Origin of the sequence: Olleya sp. Hel_I_94 (assembly GCF_007827365.1) — a bacterium.
In the GTDB taxonomy this organism is placed as follows: Bacteria; Bacteroidota; Bacteroidia; order Flavobacteriales; family Flavobacteriaceae; genus Olleya.
In genome coordinates this window covers 367,616-386,183 of the sequence record NZ_VISI01000002.1, presented here as the reverse complement: position 1 = coordinate 386,183, position 18,568 = coordinate 367,616, and the positions used below count along the sequence as shown (strand labels likewise).

Sequence of the window (18,568 nt, the reverse complement as noted above, 5' to 3'; positions counted from 1 at the left end):
TCAACCAAAAAGCTAAATGAAACCTTTCTTTATTCTAATTTTCGCATTACTAGTATCTAATCAATTACTAGCCCAAGACAAAAAATTATATCAGATAAAACGTACAGAAATACCTGTAAAAATTGATGGCGTTTTAGATGATACTGCTTGGAAAGATGCACAAATTGCCACTAATTTTACCGAGTTTAAACCTGATGTTGGTGATAGTGCAGCAGCAAATAAAACAACCAAAGTCCGAATGACTTATGACGATTCTGGTATATACGTGTCTGCTTACTGTTATGACAATCCAGACGATATTATGCGTCAATTTACGCAACGTGATAATTTTGGACAGTCTGACTTTTTTGGTTTAATATTTAATCCAAATAACGATGCACAAAACAATACTGAGTTTTTTGTGTTTAGCTCAGGTACGCAAGCAGATGCTGTTGAAAGCCCAAATTATGGTGAAGATTTTGGATGGAATGCGGTTTGGGAAAGTAGTGTTCAATTAGTTGATGACGGTTGGATTGTAGAAATTAAAATACCGTATAGAGCATTACGTTTTACTCAACAGGAAGACCCAACTTGGGGTATTCAGTTTCATAGACACTATAGAAAAACGCGCGAACAAATGACGTGGAATCCTATTGATGTTACCAAAGGAAATATAGGTTTATATAATGCCGAACTAAAAGGAATTAAAAACATTACGCCACCTACTAGACTAAGCTTTTTCCCTTATGCTTCGGGATTAGTAAGTACATTTGATGGTGAGACTGAAAGCGATTTTGCTGCTGGTTTAGATATTAAATACGGAATTACAGAAAATATAACTTTAGATGCGACTTTAATACCTGATTTTAGTCAAGCAGGTTTTGATGACGTCCAATTAAATCTAGGTCCTTTTGAGCAACAATTTGCTGAACAACGTCAGTTTTTTACTGAAGGTGTAGACCTATTTAGTAAGGGTAATTTATTTTATTCTAGACGTATTGGAGATCGTCCTTCAGGAAGATTAAACCTTAATGATAATGAAACCATTGATGAATATCCAGAAAAAGTACAATTACTAAATGCTGTTAAAGTCTCAGGACGTACTAAAAACGGTTTAGGTATTGGATTTTTTAATGCTATAACTAAAAAAACAGAAGTGGATATTACCAATGTAGACTCTGGTGCTAAACGATCTCAAATTGTAGAACCATTGGCTAATTACAATATTATGGTATTGGATCAACAGTTTAATAAAAACTCGTCAGTAACATTAATCAATACTAATGTTACTAGAGATGGTGATTTTAGAGATGCTAATGTTACAGGTTTATTATTAGACTTAGTTAATAAGAAGAATACACATGGTGCAATTGCCGAAGTTAAAATGAGTACATTCAATGATGTTCCTGATACAGAAAATGGATATACTGCAAGATTTGGTGTTGGTAAAAATAGTGGTAAAATAAGATATAGTGTTACTTACGATTATGCAGATGAAAACTATGATATTAATGATTTAGGAATTTTATTTAGAAATAACTACAGTAACTACAATGCAGAAATTAGCTATCGTACGTTTGAGCCAACCAAAAACTTTAATAATACTTATTTTGGAACTTGGTTAAACTATAACCAATTAGCTAATCCAAATACGTTTACAGGTGCAAATACTGGTTTTAACTTTGATGCTCAGACCAAAACGTTACATAACCTTGGTATTAATGGAAATTGGAATTTTGGAAAACAATATGACTATTTTGAACCACGTAACGGTTTTGATAGCTATTTTGTAACAGAAAATTATGCACAATCTAATATGTATATTTCTAGTAACTATAATTTGTTTTTTGCATTGGATGCTAATCTAGGATATGGTCGTTTTTTTAATGATGATCGTAAAAACTTTAATAACATTTGGTTTGGACTAAATCCACGTTTTAAATTTAATGACAAATTTTTAATGGTTTTAGGTTTTGATTATGATAATTATACTGCTGACAGAGGTTATGTTAATGGACAAGAAGTGAATGATGAAATTATTTTTGGTCAGCGTGACAGAATAGATATGACAGCCAGTATATCTGGTAGTTATAACTTTAATTCGTTTAATGCTTTAACATTAAGTTTTAGAAACTATTTAAGTACTGTTACTTATGATGATAGCATGTATACTTTACAAAGCGATGGCTCATTAAACAGATCTGACATATACACTAAAGACAATATAAGTAGCGATTCTGATTTTGACCCAGATATTAATTTTAATACTTGGAATTTAGATTTAAGTTATACATGGCAGTTTGCTCCTGGTAGCCAACTTACAGCGTTGTATCGAAACCAAATTTTTAATTTTTCAAATAACTCGGAAGCTGGTTTTTTTGACAGTACAGAAGACTTATTTAAGCAAGAACAACGTAATACTTTTTCTTTAAGAATGGTTTATTTTATAGATTATAACGATTTAAAAAAAGTTTTTCAAAGAAAAAGCTAAAACAACTTAAAGTTGCCTAATACGTTATAAAGTGGTAATTTCCGTACTTTATATTAGACTATGATTAAAGCAAAAAATATACATAAATATTACGATGATTTACACGTTTTAAAAGGTGTAGATGTACATATTAAAAAAGGTGAAATTGTATCCATAGTTGGCGCTTCTGGTGCAGGAAAAACAACATTGTTGCAAATTTTAGGAACCTTAGATTTTATTGAAAATAAAACCGAAAGTCAACTAACAATAAACGGTAAAGAAATTACAGGTTTATCAGAAAAGCAATTGGCACAATTTAGAAATCAAAATATTGGATTTATTTTTCAATTTCATCAATTATTGCCAGAGTTTACTGCTTTAGAAAATGTTTGTATTCCAGCTTTTATAAAAGGAACTAGCAAATCTGATGCAGAAAAACGTGCTAAGGAGCTACTTGATTTTTTAGGACTATCTCATAGATACAACCATAAACCAAACGAATTGTCTGGTGGAGAGCAACAACGTGTTGCTGTAGCAAGAGCTTTAATAAACAATCCAGAGTTAATCTTTGCAGATGAGCCTTCAGGGAATTTAGATAGTGAAAGTGCCGAAAATTTACATAATCTATTTTTTAAACTGCGTGATCAATTTGGACAAACCTTTGTAATTGTTACTCACAATGCAGACTTAGCTAATTTGGCTGATCGTAAATTAACAATGGTAGATGGAAAAATAGTTTAAAATATGATTATACTTTTTAAATCTGTTTTGAATTTCATTAAAAATCCGCGTTTAAAGCCTTTAAAACATGCTACTTTTAAGCAAAAATTGGGATTGGTATTACAATGTATACCACTTTGCATTATGCTTGGTTTAGGATTTGGTCTATTAACTATTATATTAGAAGCTTTAGGTCTTTACAGTTCTGATTCACACTCTATAAATAAATTATTAGAAGAGCAATCTAAAATCAATATTATACTAAGTGCTGTTATATTAGCTCCTGTTCTTGAAGAATTAATCTTTAGAGGTCCTATGACCTTATTTAATAAAAAATATTTTAAGCTAGGCTTTTACATGCTTACTATTATATTTGGTTATGTACATATTTTTAATTTCGAAGTAACACCTCAAATACTATTATTGTCTCCACTATTAATAGCTCCACAATTAGTGGTAGGATCAGTATTTGGTTATGTACGTGTACGTTTAGGATTAATCTATTCTATGTTTTTACATGCTAGTTACAACGGGATTTTAGTAATTCCGGCTGTATTATTCCTAGATAAATGATTTAAAAATGAAAAATTCAATCACTTTTTTTATACTGCTGGTAACAATAATAGTTAGCGCGTGTAAATCGCAAAAAGTAGATTTTTCAGACCGTTATAAATCAGAAACTCTAGCTGTTTTAAACCAAGCGTTTTTTCCTCAATTTGATAATCAAGGATTAAATTATAGGCAAATACACGAAGTAGTTAGCAGTTATAATTACAAGCGACAATTACCCTATTTTATTAAAAAAATTAATGATTCATTTGCTAGTAGTGATTTTGATAATCACTTAAAGGTTACATTTAAAAACTGGAAAGTTCTACCTATAAAAAATGTAAAAATTATTGACTCAAATGCCATTAATACTTTGGATCAACTAAAGTATACAATGCTAGAAGCTGAAGATAATTATAACGCTAATAATGCTGCTGTCAATTTAAAAGTCTACCAAGATGCTTTGCATAAGTATAATTCAATAGCGGATCAATATACTTACCATAATTTATCAGTTCCTTTATTTAATAGTGATTTCACATATGCTATATTAATGTCCAAAACTATTATAAATGGTTATAACGACACAAGTAGAGCGCTTTTTGAATTTAAGAAGATAAACAATACTTGGGTTATAATAGACAGTGATTTTAACCAAAATTAGGACGATAAATTTAGTTTGTCCAATTTTCAAACTTGATTTTAACTAAATTTTCAACATACAACCTTTAGATAATAGTACTTTTACTATTGACAAATAAAACATTAATAACAAAATAATTAATGACTAACAAAGAGTTAAAAGAATTTTTAGACGCTAAAGTAGAGCTATATAACAAACCCGATTTTATTGATAGTGACCCAATACAAATTCCGCATTTATTTAGTAAAAAACAAGACATAGAAATTGCTGGTTTTTTAAGTGCTACAATTGCTTGGGGAAATAGAAAAAGTATAAATACTAATGCTCATAAAATGATGCAATTATTAGATCAAGCACCTTTTGATTTTGTAATGAATCATGAACCATCAGATTTAAAAAAATTAGAATCGTTTGTACATCGCACATTTAATGGTTTGGATTTTATAACTTTTATAAAAGGTTTACAACATATTTATTTAAAGCATGACGGTTTAGAAGCTGTGTTTAAAAAACATGCCGAAAAGGATAGTTTGCAAAAGTCTATACATAATTTTAAGCATGTTTTTTTTGAAATAGAACACCTACAACGAACACAAAAACATATTAGTGATCCTTTAAAAAATAGTGCTGCAAAGCGTATCAATATGTTTTTAAGATGGATGGTAAGACCTAATAATACAAACGTAGATTTAGGGATTTGGACTAGCCTATCTCCTGCCCAACTATCATGTCCTTTAGATGTCCATTCTGGTAATGTGGCTAGAAAATTAGGATTATTACAACGAAAACAAAATGATGGCAAAGCATTAGCCCAATTAGACGCAAGTTTAAGATTATTAGACCCTAACGATCCTGTAAAATATGATTTTGCATTATTTGGATTAGGTGTTTTTGAAAAATTTTAATCTTTTAAAACTAAAATATCATTATTTTCGTACATACATTTTCAAAATGTAAGTAGAACTATCCATTTATGATTGTACCAGATTTTCCCAAAAACGAAATAGAACGCTTATCCGAAGTTAAAAAATATAAGATTTTAGACACCTTACCAGAAAGTGATTTTGATAATATAACAAGTTTAGTTGCGACTATTTGCGAAGTGCCAATTTCTTTAATTACCTTACTTGATACAGACCGCAATTTTTTAAAATCTCATCATGGTTTAAATGTTCAAGAATCACCAAGAGACATCTCTTTTTGTGGACATGCTATATTACAAAGTCAAGATATTTTTGTGGTAGAAGACTCTAGAAAAGATAGTCGTTTTAAAGACAATCCATTAATAGATCAATTTAATGCTATATTTTATGCAGGTGTCCCTTTACGTAATAAAGATGGCTTAGCTTTAGGGACGTTATGTGTTTACGACCATGAACCTAGACAACTAACAGAAATTCAGAAAAAAGCCCTTATAACTTTAGGTAAACAAGTCATGAACTTATTTGATTTAAGATTAAATAATAGACTTTTAGATGAATCCAAAAAAGAGTTATTAGAGCGTAATGCTGATTTAAGCAAATTTGCTAGTCACGTGTCTCACGATTTAAAATCTCCACTAGCTAACATTATATCTTTAACTGCCTTTTTAAAGGAAGAAGAAGGTAATGTTTTTACTGAAGAATCTATTGATTACATTAATTATATTGAAGAATCTGCAGATTCTCTTAAAAATTATATTGACGGAATTTTAATACATTATAAAGCTAACGAGTTATTAAATGAAGATAAACAAACCATTGCCTTAAATGCGCTTTTTGAAGAAGTTAAACGCATACACCTGTTAGACGATTTACAATTTAAAACAAATACAAAAAACCAAAACATATTTATTAATAAAGCTGCTGTTACTCAAATTTTAATAAATTTAGTGGACAACGCTTTAAAATATAATAACAAACCAAATCCTGAGGTTATTTTAAACTATTCTGAAAATAAGAATTTTCATATTTTCTCTGTGACAGATAATGGAATTGGTATTGCGCAAGAGCAACAAAACGAAGTATTTAAATTATTTAATAACAATAATCAAACAGACGCAAAAGGTAATAAAGGGACTGGAATTGGATTGTTTACTGTAAAAAACTTAGTCAAAAAACTTAATGGTGATATTGTTTTAAAATCCCAAATTGGCATAGGTAGCACTTTTACCTTTACCATCTCTAAATAAAAAAAAGCCTAATCTTTCGATTAGGCTTTTTAAATATTTGAGTGATAAACTAAGATTTTTTCATTTGCTTCATAAGCTTTTTAGTCAAAGTCTCTTGATCTTTATAAAGCGTACCGCTCATTCCTAAGCATTGTCCATCCTTTAATTGTAAAGTTTTTTGGTCCACAATGTACGTACCATCACTTTTAACAATTGTTCCGTTATTTAATTTTAAATCTCCTTTTAATGGTGCGACACCATCTGCTGTGTAATGAAACACTTTACTATCTAAAAGTATAACGTAATTAGCATCTTCAATTTGTTTAGCGTCTTGAGCCATCATAGTATTGATTCCAAGAAAAACGGTAAATGCAATAAGAATTAATTTTTTCATTTTATATATTTTTAAGTTTAGCTAAATAATTTTATAATTAGTTGTAAATCATTCTCTAAGTTAAACATTTCAACTTTTATGCCAAACTTTTTATCAAATATTTAGCCTTTTAACCAAGCTTGTCTTACTGCTTTTTGTGCTTCTGTTGCATTAGCATCTTCGACTAATTTTGTTCCATTAGTATAAGACTGAGTTAATTTAGTTTTAATAACTATTTCTTCTCCTTTTCTATCTAAAACAACATTAATGTCTGTACCTGGTTGCCACATGTACATTGCAGTTAAAATTTGTTGTGCTGTAGCTAAAGTTAATTCTTTACCATCAACTGATTTTAAAACATCTCCTGGTAAAACACCATTGTCATTCCAAAAACTATTATCCTTAACAGCTTCGCTAAAAGGAATAGTCATTGTTACTCTATCTGGAGCAAAAATTAAAGTTCCGTCGTTTTGGATGTAGTTAGTTTTAACTTTTCCTGTATCTAAACTTAATCCTACTTTTTTAAAGTAAACAGAATAATCTATTGGTGTACCACCAACAACATGCGTGTTTAAAAATTCGCCAACACTAGGATAAGTCATTGCAGTAATTTCTTCTATTAACTTATCATCTTCAAAAGGTTTGTTTTTTCCGTATTTGTTAGATAATTCTTTCATTAATGATAAAATACCTCTGTTACCATTACTTTCTTCGCGTAAGATGATGTCAATACACATACCAATTAAGGCACCTTTCATGTATACATTATAGTACTGTGGTGCGTAAGGTTCGTCTAAAACGTTTTCACTCATTACCGTAAAACTCATGCTATCATCTAAGTTAGCTGAAGTTTGAATTTTACCTAGTATATCTCCATAAAACTCCTCCGAGTCAATTAAACCTTGATCCACTTGGAATAGTGTTGCAAAATATTCTGTTACACCTTCATACATCCATAAATGCTTAGAAAATGTTGGTTGGTTATAATCAAAATAATGTACATCTTCAGAATGTACACTTAATGGTGTAACAATATGAAAAAACTCATGAGATACTACATCAATCATACTTTCTGCTAAAGCTTCAAAAGGCATATCTTCTTCTAAAACTACTACAGTAGATGTGTGGTGCTCTAAAGCTCCAAAACCTTTTGGTGATTCTGGCTTACCTTCAGATAAATATAAATAGATATCGTAACGAGGTGTACTATTAACATCTCCTAAATATGTTTTTTGTGCTTGCATCATTTTTTGCATTACTTCTTTGATGCTTGCAGCACTATGCACTTTGTTTGGAGAATATACACTTAAAACAATTTTGATATCTCCAACCTGAAATTCTTCGACATCTAAATCACCATAAAACATTGGATTATCTGTAATATCAAAATAACGTGGTGCAAAATAACTTGATGTTGCTAATTTACCATCTTTACTTACTGTTTTTCCAGTTTCTTGTAAAGCAGACGTACGTTTAAAATCTGCAGGTGCAGTAACATCTAAACTATATTGGCTGTCTTTTAGGTTGTCAAAATAACCTATAAAACCATGTAAGTTTAACACGTAGTTAGTAGGCTCTATATTTGTTCCTGCTGGAGAAAAAGGAGCCTCTCCACCTATTCCACCTGTTACTTCTTGATCAAAAGTATCATTAGCATTGTAAGTAATATAATCTAATTGAGTAGCATTAGCAATAGTCCAAGTATTAGTGTCTACTTTAACTGTTGGCAACTCAGTACCCTTATAATCAAACGCTTTAAAGTCCTCTACATATTTTCCAAAATCACTTACAGAGTAAGTCCCTTGCACAACTCGAGGTAGTCTATACGTTACTGTTTGCTCTGTAAAACGTCCTGGATTAATTGTTACAGGTGCTTTGTCATTAAGTACTTTAGACAAATCAATAGAGGTTACAATTGGCGACTGAGACGCTAATTTGTCTGATGTTTTTGTGCTATTACATCCAACCAATAATAGTCCTGTTGCAATAGTTGTTACTAAAAGTTTTTTCATTTTTTATGTTTATTTGTTAATGGTCTTGTTTAGAAGACGCTCAAAAATAAAATTTGTTACACAATCTTGACACTAAGTTTTTGTTAAATTGTTAATTTTGAAATAGGCTTTATATAAATGCAATTATTATCTTTGACAAACTTTAAAATTAATGCAGTTTAAATATCCCGAACTTCTTTACGCGCTTTTCTTACTGCTTATTCCCATTATTGTTCATTTATTTCAGCTTAGAAAATTCCAAAAAGAGTATTTTACAAATGTTGCTGTTTTAAAAAAAATCCAATTACAAACTAGAAAAAGTGCAGTCATAAAAAAATGGTTAACACTGCTTACTAGACTATTGCTTTTAGCTGCTATAATTATAGCTTTTGCGCAACCTTTTACTTCAAAAACAGATACGTTTAATACTAAAAAAGAGATGGTTATTTATCTAGATAACTCCTTTAGTATGCAAGCCAAAGGAAACAAAGGCGAATTACTTAAACGCGCTATCCAAGATTTAATTGAAACCATTCCTGAAACCGAAACCTTGTCGCTTATAACCAACACAGATAGCTACAAAAATACCACTATAAAAGCACTAAAAAACGAGTTGTTGCAATTGGATTACTCCTCTAATCAACTAGCTTACAATGCAGCTTTATTAAAAGCAAAGCAATCGTTTTCTAATCAGGATAACACGCTTAAAAATGTGATATTTATATCAGATTTCCAGCAAAAAAATACAGACTTTAATATTGAGTCAGACTCAACATCTACTTTAAATTTAGTTAATTTAAAACCTGTAAATAAAGCCAATACAACCATTGATAGTGTATATGTATCTACTCAAGATGCTAATAATTTAGAATTAACGGTAGTTTTAAAAAACAATGATACAGCAACTAGTAATATTCCCGTTTCATTATACAATAATGATAATTTACTATCTAAGGCTTCAGTTGAAGTAAATGGGCAAGGTACTACAGTGTTTTCTATTCCTAATAATCAAATTATTAAAGGAAAAATTACCATTGATGACACACAATTACAATTTGATAATACCTTATTTTTTAATATTAATAAACCTACTAAAACAAACATATTAGCGATTAGTAACTCTAGTAGCAATTATTTAAGTAGAATTTTTACGGAAGACGAATTTAAATTCACTTCAATACAATCCAATGTATTAGATTATAGTTTATTTGATACTCAAAATTTAGTGATTTTAGATGAAATTGAAACGATACCAGAAAGCCTAACTACTGCATTAAAAGTATTTACGGACAATGGAGGTTATGTTGTTTTGATTCCTTCAGATAAAGGTAATCTTAAGGATTATAATACCTTCTTGCAACGTTTTAACACCACTCCTTTTGGAGATTTATTAACTACACAAAAACGTATTACTACCATAAATTATAGTCATCCATTATACACAAATGGTGTGTTTGAAAAACGCGTTGATAATTTTCAATATCCAAAAGTAGAACGTTACTATCCGCAAAATAATGTTAAAGCAACTAACGTTTTACAATTTGAAGACGGTAAATCCTTTTTGTCTCAAAACGGAAATTTGTATTTATTTTCAGCTCCAATAAACGATACCAATTCTAATTTTAAAAATATAAATTTAATTGTACCTACGTTTTATAACATTGCCAAACAAAGTTTAAATACAGGTACGTTATATTATACTATTGGACAAGATAATAATTACGATGTTGCAATTAATTTACAACAAGACGCAGTGCTAACATTAGTAAAAGGAGAAAACAAAATCATCCCAGAGCAAAATTATTTTAATAATAAAGTGGTTATTAAAACCAATGATTTACCAGAACAAGCTGGTGTTTACGATTTAAAAAATAAAACCGAAATCATCCAAAATGTAAGTTATAATTACGATAGGTCAGAAAGTGATTTAACCTATATTAACTTGGATAATTACAAAAACATCACTGTTAGCGACTCAATAGCTAATATTTTTGATTCAATAAATAACGATAGTAAAGTTAACCAATTATGGAAATGGTTTGTAATTTTGGCATTAGCTTTATTAATTTTAGAAATGCTCATCTTAAAATATTTTAAATGAACGTCTTAATAAAAACAGCAACAATAATTGATTCTTCAAGCCCTTTTCATAATCAGGTTTGTGACGTATTAATTCAAAAAGGAAAGATTAGTAAAATTGCTACAAGCATAGAAAATACTAACAATTATAAAACCATAAGTTTAGACAACTTACACCTATCTCAAGGCTGGTTTGATAGTAGTATTTGTTTTGGAGAACCAGGTTTTGAAGATCGCGAAACAATTGATAATGGTCTAAAAACTGCAGCTAAGTCAGGCTTTACAACTATTGCTTTACAGGCCAATACTTTTCCAATTATAGATACTAATGCCAATGTGGCTTTTGTACTTTCCAAAGCGCAAAATCAAGCAGTAACCTTGTTACCAATTGGTGCTTTAACTAAAAATAGCGACAGTGTAGATTTAGCCGAACTTTTTGATATGAAAAACGCAGGAGCTGTCGCGTTTTCCGATTACAAAAAGCCAATAACTAACCCTAATTTGTTAAAAATCGCATTACAATATGCCAGTAATTTTGACGGATTAGTATGCTCTTTTCCTTTAGAAACAAGAATTTCTGGTAAAGGTATTGTCAACGAAGAATTAACTAGTACTTCATTAGGCTTAAAAGGTAGTCCTAATTTAGCTGAAGCAATGCAAGTTGCTAGAGATTTGTTTTTGTTAGAGTATGCAGGCGGAAAGCTACACATACCAACAATTTCAACAGCAGAAAGTGTTGCATTAATAAGAGAAGCTAAACAAAAAAAGCTAGACGTTACCTGCAGTGTAGCCATCCATAATCTATGTTTAACAGATACTGTTTTGGAAGAGTTTGACACTAATTTCAAAGTTAATCCACCGTTAAGAATACAAAAAGATATTGATGCTTTAATTGAAGGTTTAAAAGATGGCACGATAGATATGGTTACAAGTGATCATAATCCAATGACCATAGAAGATAAAAAAGTAGAATTTGATCATGCTTCCTTTGGTACCATAGGACTAGAAAGTGCATTTGGCGCATTAAACACCTTATTTTCTACAAAAAAAACCATTCAATTACTTACAAAAGGTAAAGCAAGATTTGGTCAAAATAACAACACTATTGAAGAAGGTCAAATAGCTAATATAACGCTATTTAATCCAGATATTAAATACGCTTTCGCGGAAACTGATATTGTTTCAAAGTCAAAAAACAGTGCTTTTTTAGGACAAGAATTAAAAGGAAAAGCATACGGAATAATTGCAAATAACAAAATAGTATTATAATACAATGAACCAACAAACAATTGAAGAAGGCAAATCATTAGCTGTTTTAAGCTACCTAACCATAATTGGTAGCGTCATAGCAATAATAATGAATGGCGAAAAGAAAAATGACTTTACAAGTTTTCATAACAGACAAGGTTTAGGCTTATGTCTTTTATGGATGATTATTGGCTATTTTGTTAGTCAATTTGATAATATGCAAATCTCAATTGCTTTTTGGGTAAGCATGGGAGCACTTTTATTTTTAGGAGTAATGACTGCTATTAATGGAACAATGAAACCTATTCCTTTTGTTGGACCAATTTTTCAAAAACTATTTAAAGGACTTGGTAACTAATGGAAAACTTTAACCTACATCACATAACTAGACCATCGTCATTAAAAGACAATGCTCCACTACTAATCCTATTTCATGGCTATGGTAGTGACGAAAATGACTTATTTAGTTTTGCTGCAGAATTACCAGAAGAGCTTTTTATAATATCTGTGAGAGCGCCTTATCCAATGCAACCTTATGGTAATGCTTGGTATGCAATTAATTTTGATGCAGATCAGGGAAAATGGAGTGATAATGAGCAAGCAAAACAATCTAGAGATTTAATAGCTAATTTTATAGATCAGGCTACAGCTAATTATCCAGTAAATAAAAATAATGTATCCTTACTTGGATTTAGTCAAGGCTGTATTTTAAGCTATGCTGTTGCCTTAACCTATCCAGAAAAAGTAAACAATATCGTAGCTTTAAGTGGATATATAAATGAAGATATATTTGAAGTTAAAGAGGCTTCTGCCTATAACCATTTAAATTTCTATTGTTCTCATGGTACTGTTGATCAAGTAATTCCTGTGGATTGGGCTAGAAAAGCACCTAAATTTTTATCGGCTTTAAACATCAAAAACCAATTTAGCGAGTTTCCTGTGGGACATGGTGTAGCACCTCAAAATTTTTACGAGTTTAAAGATTGGTTGCAACACTTAATATAAAATTTTATCAAAAAATAAAAAGCCCAAATTAAACTTATAATTTAATTTGGGCTTTTCTGTTTAAACAACTTAATTTCTATCTAGTATAAAGTAAATAGTCTAAAACTTCAAATTCTATTTTTTTATCAGTTGTTACAAAGTACTTAATTAGTAATTCTCCCCAATAACTACCATCAGAAAAATCTGCAATAATCCATCTATGATTTAGCATTTTAATAGTATTAAACTGCATTTTTCTTCCTTCTGAAGCTGCAAAGGGTATTAAAGGATGGTCACCTTCAGCTTCATTTAATTTGTATAATTCGTTTTTGATATAAGGAATCATAACATCGCTATCCAATTTTTTATTATAAAAATAATCTTTAGCTTCTTGACTATATCTTAAATCAAATAATGTCAAATCAGATAATTCTTCGTTTTGAAGATTTAAAGAGTCTTGTAATATACCTGATCTCTCCTTAAGTTTTTCCATTCGTTTTGCACTGTCATCCAATATTTTTTTAGAATTTACATATTGAAACACCACAATTAGTGATGTAAAAATAAACAGGTACATAAAGATTTTGTTCTTCATTTTATATAAATAGTTTAAATAGTGATTTCTAGTTTGTCGTAAGCCAAAAACACATTTTCTGGCAGCTTTTGTTGTACTTCATCATGAAATCCTAATAAGTGACTAATATGTGTTAAATAGGCCTTTTTAGGTTTGATGATGTTAATAATCTCTAACGCTTGTTCTAAATTTAAATGTGAAATATGTTCTTTTTCTCTTAACGCATTTATAACCAAAACATCCAAATTTTTAAGTTTATCTAATTCAGAACTAGAAATGGTTTTAATATCTGTTAGATAAGCAAACTTGTCAAATCTAAAACCAAAAACCTGCAATGTATAATGTAAGCCATCAATAGGGATTATTGGCAAATTGTTAATTGTAAATGGTTTATTTGTAATGGTATTGACTGCTACAGTTGGTGCACCAGGATATCTGTTTGTTGTGGCAAAAACATATTCAAACCTTATTTTAAGTTGCTCAATAACACGTTTATGCGCATAAATTGGCAATTCGCCTTGTTTAAAACAAAATGGTCTTATATCATCTAAACCAGCTGTATGGTCTGCATGTTCATGCGTAAATAAAAGGGCATCAATTTTTTCCGGATTAGCATATAACATTTGCTGTCTAAAATCAGGACCACAATCTATTACAAACGTACTATCCTCCCATTCTATCATAACAGAAACACGTAAACGTTTGTCTTTAGGATTTTTACTTAAACATACAGGATGTGTGCTTCCAATTACTGGAATTCCTTGTGATGTTCCTGTGCCTAAAAATGTTATTTTCACTTAATGAATATTTCTCACAAAAATAAGTTATTTTTTTTGTTTGATATAGTTATTTGATACCTTTGTAAAACTTAACATCATAGGGATTTTTATATGGAAATTAGGCTAAAAGGAGATAAAGAATTTGAAAATATTCCCTCTTTAAAAGATAAAGCACTTCGTATTAATTTAAACGAAAATATTTACGGTACGTTTGCCGAAATAGGTGCAGGACAAGAAACTGTACGCCACTTTTTTAGAGCTGGAGGTGCCTCTGGGACTATTGCAAAAGCTATGTCTGCTTACGACAAAGATTTTAGTGATGCCATTTACGGAATTGAAAACGATAGACGTTATGTAACCGAAGCGCGTTTACGTAAAATGGTCTCTCATGAAATAAAACTTATTGAAGAGCGTATTGATCGTGAAAAAAATCCAAATAAGATGTTTTTCAGTTTTGCAAATACTGTGGCTACAATTGATTTTGCAAAAAAATACAAAGGTCATGGATGGGTTGGAATTAAATATCAAATAGATCCAGCTGAAGAAGAGTATAATGAGATTGTATTACACCTTCGATTTAAAGAAAATGATGCAAGATTGCAACAAGAGACTTTAGGTATTTTAGGGACAAACCTTATATATGGTGCTTTTTATAAGTATAATGAACCTAGAAAATTATTGCGTTATTTATATGACCATTTAGATAAAGACCAAATAGAAATTGATACTATTAATTTTTCTGGTCCTGTATTTAAGGATGTAGATAACCGTTTAATGAGTTTACAACTAGTTAAAAACGGAATGACAGATGCTGTCATGTTTGCTCCTGACGGAAATAACGTGTTACCTGCTAGAGTCCTTTACAAGAAAAATATATTAGCGTTACGTGGTAGTTTTAGACCAGTAACCAAAGTAAACATTGACATGTACGAAAAGTCATTGGATATGTTTATTAAAGAAAATAAAGTAGATGAGGATAATACTCAAGTAATTTTTGAAATTACTTTATCTAATCTAAGAGCTGAAGGCGAGATTGATGAGCAAGATTTTATGGATCGTGCTAGACTTTTATGCTCTTTAGGTCATACCGTTTTAATTTCTAACTTCCAGGAATATTATAAGTTAGTAGAATACTTCTCTCAATACTCTAAGAGTAGAATGGGATTAGCTATGGGAGTTAATAACTTAGTAGATATATTTGACGAGAAATATTACAGACATTTAAGTGGTGGTATATTAGAAGCTTTTGGAAAGTTATTTTTTAAAGATCTACGCGTATACCTTTATCCAATGCGTGATGAGGATGGTTCATTAACAACAAGTGATAACTTAAAAGTACATCCTAGAATGAAAGAATTATACAAATTCTTTAAATATAATGGTAAGGTTGTAGACATTACCGATTATGATCCTAACACTTTAAATGTATTTTCTAGAACAGTATTAAAAATGATTTGTGATGGTGAAGAAGGTTGGCAAAGTATGCTGCCAGAAGGGGTTTCTAAATTAATTATGCAACAAAGCTTATTTGGTTGCGAAATTGAAGAAATTCAAAATAAAAACTAATTACTATAATTTTAAATAAATAAAAGCGACTTTAATTACTTATTAAAGTCGCTTTTGTTTGTAGTGATCAATGTTTCTTTTTAGGGACGTATAGTTTACTTTATGTTTCATTTTAGACTACATACTAGTAAAATCAAATGTCGTACCAAAAATTAATTTAAAAAAAAAAAAAAAAATAACAACTATATATTTTTTTCAATCTTACCTTTTACGTCTTTAAAAAAAGCTTTCATAAATTTAAAATCCGCTTCCATATTATCTGTAGGGTAAAAAGGCTCTGAAACAGTATTTTGCTTATTACCAAAATCTAACGTAAACATAATAATAGGCACATTAGCTTGTTTAGCGATATAGTAAAATCCAGTACGCCATTCGTCAACCTTACTTCTAGTACCTTCTGGTGCTAATGTTAATCTAAATTCTTCTTTGTTTTCAAACAATTTAGCTATAGTTTGTACTTTATTCTCTTTATTTTTTCTGTCCACTGGTACTCCTCCAACTGCTCTAAAATAGTAACCAAATGGCCAAGTAAATAATTCTTGTTTACCAATAAAGTTAGTTTTGACCTGTGTCACTTTTCTTAATAAAATTCCGATAATAAAATCAAAATTACTAGTATGAGGAGCAGATATAATAACTGCTTTTTTAATAGTATCTTTTGAAAAGTTAGTATTACCAACAACCTTCCATCCTATTAACTTAAAATATATAAGTTTAGCTAACCAGTACATATTACATTTTTTGATATAACGCTTTTAACGTATCATGAGTAATAGTTTTTTTCCAGTTTTTACCAATTGCATTTTCCCAAAGTGGCTCTAAACTTAAAGCTACATTAATCATAACATCAAAGTCCTTATCTGATAAATCGGCACAAATACCTTGAGGTAAAACTATATTATGTTTGGCTTTCATTTTTTTAAATTCAGCAACACCTTCAGGATAATACGCTTCTAAATGATCAAAAACAATACAATTACCAATACCATGTTTAACTCCTAGAAGATATCCTAAACCATAACTCATAGCATGTGCAACACCTACTTGAGAATAAGCAATACTCATGCCTCCATGCCAACTAGCCATCATTAATTTATCTTGAGACTCTTGCTCTGATAAATCATCACTTAAAAATATTTCTTGACATAACTCTAAAGCTTTTTCTCCATAAGATTGGCTAAAAGCATTTAGATATGTTCCACTTAGCGATTCTATGCAATGTACGTAACAATCCATACCTGTATAAAACCATTGATCTTTAGGAACATCTTTAGTTAATTCTGGATCTAAAAGCACTTGATCAAATGGAGTAAAGTCACTATTAATACCCAATTTACGTTCTGGTCCTGTTAAAATAGTTGTTCTAGAAACTTCTGCTCCTGTACCTGATATTGTAGGTATACCTACGTGAAATACAGCTGAATTTTTAACTAAATCCCAACCTTGATAATCTTTACTTTCACCATCATTATTTAACATAATGGCAACTGCTTTTGCAATATCTAATATAGAACCTCCACCAATACCTATGATGCCAGATGGTCGTTCTTTAAAGTTTAAAATAATATCCTCCACATATTGATCAACCTGCTCTGTCTTTGGTTCTTCCAATGTTGAAACATAAACCACTTTGTCTAAATATGACAGAGGTATTCTGGAGGTTAACCACGCATCTCCTTTAAAAATATCGTCTACAAAAAATATAAATGGCGCACTAGTATTTAACCGCTTAGGCTCTATAATATCGCTTAATTGATTAAAACTACCTCGTCCAAAAATAACTTTGGACACCATTGGAAAATTTTTATAACTCATTGACTTGTCGTCTTAGTTTGTAAATTTATTACTTATTTAAGTTTTTCTGAAACATTTCTGAAAATAATGCTAAATGATATCCATCAACTAAGGCATGATTTACATTAATAGCAACATTCATTATTAACTTATTATCTTGTTTTACAGCTTTACTAAATGCTAGCTTAGGCACTGAGTCCATTTCAACTGAAACAGGCTCTTTATGACCTGAAAAATTAAGCCAAGGTATTGCTGAACAGTGTACGCAATTTAAACCATTAACTGGAGGAAAAAGAGATGGACTGTTTTCGATTCTATCTACTTCGTTAGATAAGTTAGTTAAAAACCCATCTAAATCTTCGGTGAAATTTATAAATGAAAATCCAAAAGTTTTATCACTTCGCATAATTGTTGCAGATGCATGTATAGTATCGTACACTTGAATAGTATCCTCCACTACTCTATATTTTAAATTGTCTACAGCATTTATAGCTTGCATACAAGCATGAAGATAAACACCAAAAAAACTGACGTTATTATCTTTTGCATACTGGTAAGCGTTATCTACTTCAAAAGGTATAGTGACTCCAAAATAGGGATCTTTTAGCTTTGAAAAGTGTTGAAAATGTTCTTTTCTGTTCCAAGTATTTATATCTAAAGTCTTCACTAA

At 30.2% G+C, this 18,568-nt stretch carries 18 protein-coding genes; 11 read left to right on the top strand and 7 right to left on the bottom strand.

The genetic code is table 11. The features are described from left to right. Window positions 1-16 precede the first annotated feature (16 nt). The 6 genes from JM82_RS04700 (at window position 17) to JM82_RS04675 (ending at window position 6,531) form a co-directional block, all read left to right on the top strand. Window positions 17-2,470: a DUF5916 domain-containing protein gene (locus JM82_RS04700; RefSeq protein WP_145001586.1), complete on the top strand. Its 2,454-nt coding sequence runs from the start codon at window positions 17-19 to the stop codon at window positions 2,468-2,470. Window positions 2,471-2,530: 60 nt separating this feature from the next. Then, window positions 2,531-3,190, top strand: coding sequence for an ABC transporter ATP-binding protein (locus JM82_RS04695; RefSeq protein WP_145001585.1), 660 nt, complete (start codon window positions 2,531-2,533; stop codon window positions 3,188-3,190). A 3-nt stretch (window positions 3,191-3,193) separates the two neighbouring features. Further along, the gene (locus JM82_RS04690) at window positions 3,194-3,742 is read left to right on the top strand and encodes a CPBP family intramembrane glutamic endopeptidase (protein ID WP_145001584.1); all 549 of its coding nucleotides are present in this window, start codon (window positions 3,194-3,196) and stop codon (window positions 3,740-3,742) included. A gap of 7 nt (window positions 3,743-3,749) precedes the next feature. Next, entirely contained in the window at window positions 3,750-4,382 is a 633-nt protein-coding gene (locus JM82_RS04685; RefSeq protein WP_145001583.1) for a hypothetical protein, read from the top strand. A 119-nt stretch (window positions 4,383-4,501) separates the two neighbouring features. Next, the gene (locus JM82_RS04680; RefSeq protein ID WP_145001582.1) at window positions 4,502-5,266 is read left to right on the top strand and encodes a TIGR02757 family protein; all 765 of its coding nucleotides are present in this window, start codon (window positions 4,502-4,504) and stop codon (window positions 5,264-5,266) included. Window positions 5,267-5,334: 68 nt separating this feature from the next. Continuing rightward, the gene (locus JM82_RS04675; RefSeq protein ID WP_145001581.1) at window positions 5,335-6,531 is read left to right on the top strand and encodes a sensor histidine kinase; all 1,197 of its coding nucleotides are present in this window, start codon (window positions 5,335-5,337) and stop codon (window positions 6,529-6,531) included. Between the two features lie 49 nt (window positions 6,532-6,580). Here the strand turns inward: JM82_RS04675 and JM82_RS04670 are convergent, their stop codons facing one another. Together JM82_RS04670 and JM82_RS04665 are read right to left on the bottom strand one after the other, a co-directional pair. Beyond that, window positions 6,581-6,904 carry a DUF6799 domain-containing protein gene (locus JM82_RS04670; protein ID WP_145001580.1) on the bottom strand — a complete coding sequence of 108 codons (324 nt, stop codon included), beginning with the start codon at window positions 6,902-6,904 and terminating at the stop codon, window positions 6,581-6,583. 101 nt (window positions 6,905-7,005) lie between these two features. After that, entirely contained in the window at window positions 7,006-8,895 is a 1,890-nt protein-coding gene (locus JM82_RS04665; RefSeq protein ID WP_145001579.1) for a peptidase M61, read from the bottom strand. Window positions 8,896-9,046: 151 nt separating this feature from the next. Here JM82_RS04665 and JM82_RS04660 point away from each other — a divergent pair, with 151 nt between their 5' ends. The 4 genes from JM82_RS04660 to JM82_RS04645 are packed head-to-tail and all read left to right on the top strand — an operon-like array spanning window position 9,047 to window position 13,206. Further along, the gene (locus JM82_RS04660) at window positions 9,047-10,975 is read left to right on the top strand and encodes a vWA domain-containing protein (RefSeq protein WP_145001578.1); all 1,929 of its coding nucleotides are present in this window, start codon (window positions 9,047-9,049) and stop codon (window positions 10,973-10,975) included. Beyond that, window positions 10,972-12,222 (top strand): dihydroorotase, encoded by a 1,251-nt coding sequence (locus JM82_RS04655; RefSeq protein ID WP_145001577.1) that lies wholly within the window; start codon window positions 10,972-10,974, stop codon window positions 12,220-12,222. Before JM82_RS04660 ends, JM82_RS04655 begins: the two co-directional genes overlap by 4 nt. Before the next feature lie 4 nt (window positions 12,223-12,226). After that, window positions 12,227-12,559, top strand: a complete 333-nt coding sequence (locus tag JM82_RS04650; RefSeq protein ID WP_145001576.1) for a hypothetical protein — start codon at window positions 12,227-12,229, stop codon at window positions 12,557-12,559. Next, entirely contained in the window at window positions 12,559-13,206 is a 648-nt protein-coding gene (locus tag JM82_RS04645; RefSeq protein ID WP_145001575.1) for an alpha/beta hydrolase, read from the top strand. Before JM82_RS04650 ends, JM82_RS04645 begins: the two co-directional genes overlap by 1 nt. 76 nt (window positions 13,207-13,282) lie before the next feature. Here JM82_RS04645 and JM82_RS04640 read toward each other — a convergent pair whose 3' ends face one another. Together JM82_RS04640 and JM82_RS04635 are read right to left on the bottom strand one after the other, a co-directional pair. Next, complete coding sequence (locus tag JM82_RS04640; RefSeq protein ID WP_145001574.1) at window positions 13,283-13,780, bottom strand: hydrolase; 498 nt, start codon at window positions 13,778-13,780, stop codon at window positions 13,283-13,285. A 14-nt stretch (window positions 13,781-13,794) separates the two neighbouring features. After that, a complete protein-coding gene (locus JM82_RS04635) occupies window positions 13,795-14,556 on the bottom strand; it encodes an MBL fold metallo-hydrolase (RefSeq protein ID WP_145001573.1) in 762 nt (253 codons plus the stop codon). Window positions 14,557-14,649: 93 nt separating this feature from the next. Here JM82_RS04635 and JM82_RS04630 point away from each other — a divergent pair, with 93 nt between their 5' ends. Then, window positions 14,650-16,104: a TonB-dependent receptor gene (locus JM82_RS04630; protein ID WP_145001572.1), complete on the top strand. Its 1,455-nt coding sequence runs from the start codon at window positions 14,650-14,652 to the stop codon at window positions 16,102-16,104. A gap of 182 nt (window positions 16,105-16,286) precedes the next feature. Here JM82_RS04630 and JM82_RS04625 read toward each other — a convergent pair whose 3' ends face one another. From JM82_RS04625 to JM82_RS04615, 3 genes are read right to left on the bottom strand one after another with little or no spacing between them, the layout of a single operon-like run. Continuing rightward, window positions 16,287-16,835, bottom strand: coding sequence for a 1-acyl-sn-glycerol-3-phosphate acyltransferase (locus tag JM82_RS04625; protein ID WP_145001571.1), 549 nt, complete (start codon window positions 16,833-16,835; stop codon window positions 16,287-16,289). A gap of 1 nt (window position 16,836) precedes the next feature. After that, window positions 16,837-17,919: an iron-containing alcohol dehydrogenase family protein gene (locus tag JM82_RS04620; RefSeq protein WP_145001570.1), complete on the bottom strand. Its 1,083-nt coding sequence runs from the start codon at window positions 17,917-17,919 to the stop codon at window positions 16,837-16,839. Window positions 17,920-17,947: 28 nt separating this feature from the next. Next, window positions 17,948-18,565, bottom strand: coding sequence for a CatA-like O-acetyltransferase (locus tag JM82_RS04615; RefSeq protein ID WP_145001569.1), 618 nt, complete (start codon window positions 18,563-18,565; stop codon window positions 17,948-17,950). Between the last annotated feature and the right edge of the window lie 3 nt (window positions 18,566-18,568).

Coding starts and splice junctions, on each gene's coding strand:
- JM82_RS04700 (WP_145001586.1), top strand. CDS start 17: ATGAAACCTTTCTTTATTCTAATTTTCGCATTACTAGTATCTAATCAA.
- JM82_RS04645 (WP_145001575.1), top strand. CDS start 12,559: ATGGAAAACTTTAACCTACATCACATAACTAGACCATCGTCATTAAAA.
- JM82_RS04640 (WP_145001574.1), bottom strand. CDS start 13,780: ATGAAGAACAAAATCTTTATGTACCTGTTTATTTTTACATCACTAATT.
- JM82_RS04650 (WP_145001576.1), top strand. CDS start 12,227: ATGAACCAACAAACAATTGAAGAAGGCAAATCATTAGCTGTTTTAAGC.
- JM82_RS04620 (WP_145001570.1), bottom strand. CDS start 17,919: ATGAGTTATAAAAATTTTCCAATGGTGTCCAAAGTTATTTTTGGACGA.
- JM82_RS04630 (WP_145001572.1), top strand. CDS start 14,650: ATGGAAATTAGGCTAAAAGGAGATAAAGAATTTGAAAATATTCCCTCT.
- JM82_RS04625 (WP_145001571.1), bottom strand. CDS start 16,835: ATGTACTGGTTAGCTAAACTTATATATTTTAAGTTAATAGGATGGAAG.
- JM82_RS04690 (WP_145001584.1), top strand. CDS start 3,194: ATGATTATACTTTTTAAATCTGTTTTGAATTTCATTAAAAATCCGCGT.
- JM82_RS04680 (WP_145001582.1), top strand. CDS start 4,502: ATGACTAACAAAGAGTTAAAAGAATTTTTAGACGCTAAAGTAGAGCTA.
- JM82_RS04660 (WP_145001578.1), top strand. CDS start 9,047: ATGCAGTTTAAATATCCCGAACTTCTTTACGCGCTTTTCTTACTGCTT.
- JM82_RS04665 (WP_145001579.1), bottom strand. CDS start 8,895: ATGAAAAAACTTTTAGTAACAACTATTGCAACAGGACTATTATTGGTT.
- JM82_RS04655 (WP_145001577.1), top strand. CDS start 10,972: ATGAACGTCTTAATAAAAACAGCAACAATAATTGATTCTTCAAGCCCT.
- JM82_RS04670 (WP_145001580.1), bottom strand. CDS start 6,904: ATGAAAAAATTAATTCTTATTGCATTTACCGTTTTTCTTGGAATCAAT.
- JM82_RS04685 (WP_145001583.1), top strand. CDS start 3,750: ATGAAAAATTCAATCACTTTTTTTATACTGCTGGTAACAATAATAGTT.
- JM82_RS04675 (WP_145001581.1), top strand. CDS start 5,335: ATGATTGTACCAGATTTTCCCAAAAACGAAATAGAACGCTTATCCGAA.
- JM82_RS04695 (WP_145001585.1), top strand. CDS start 2,531: ATGATTAAAGCAAAAAATATACATAAATATTACGATGATTTACACGTT.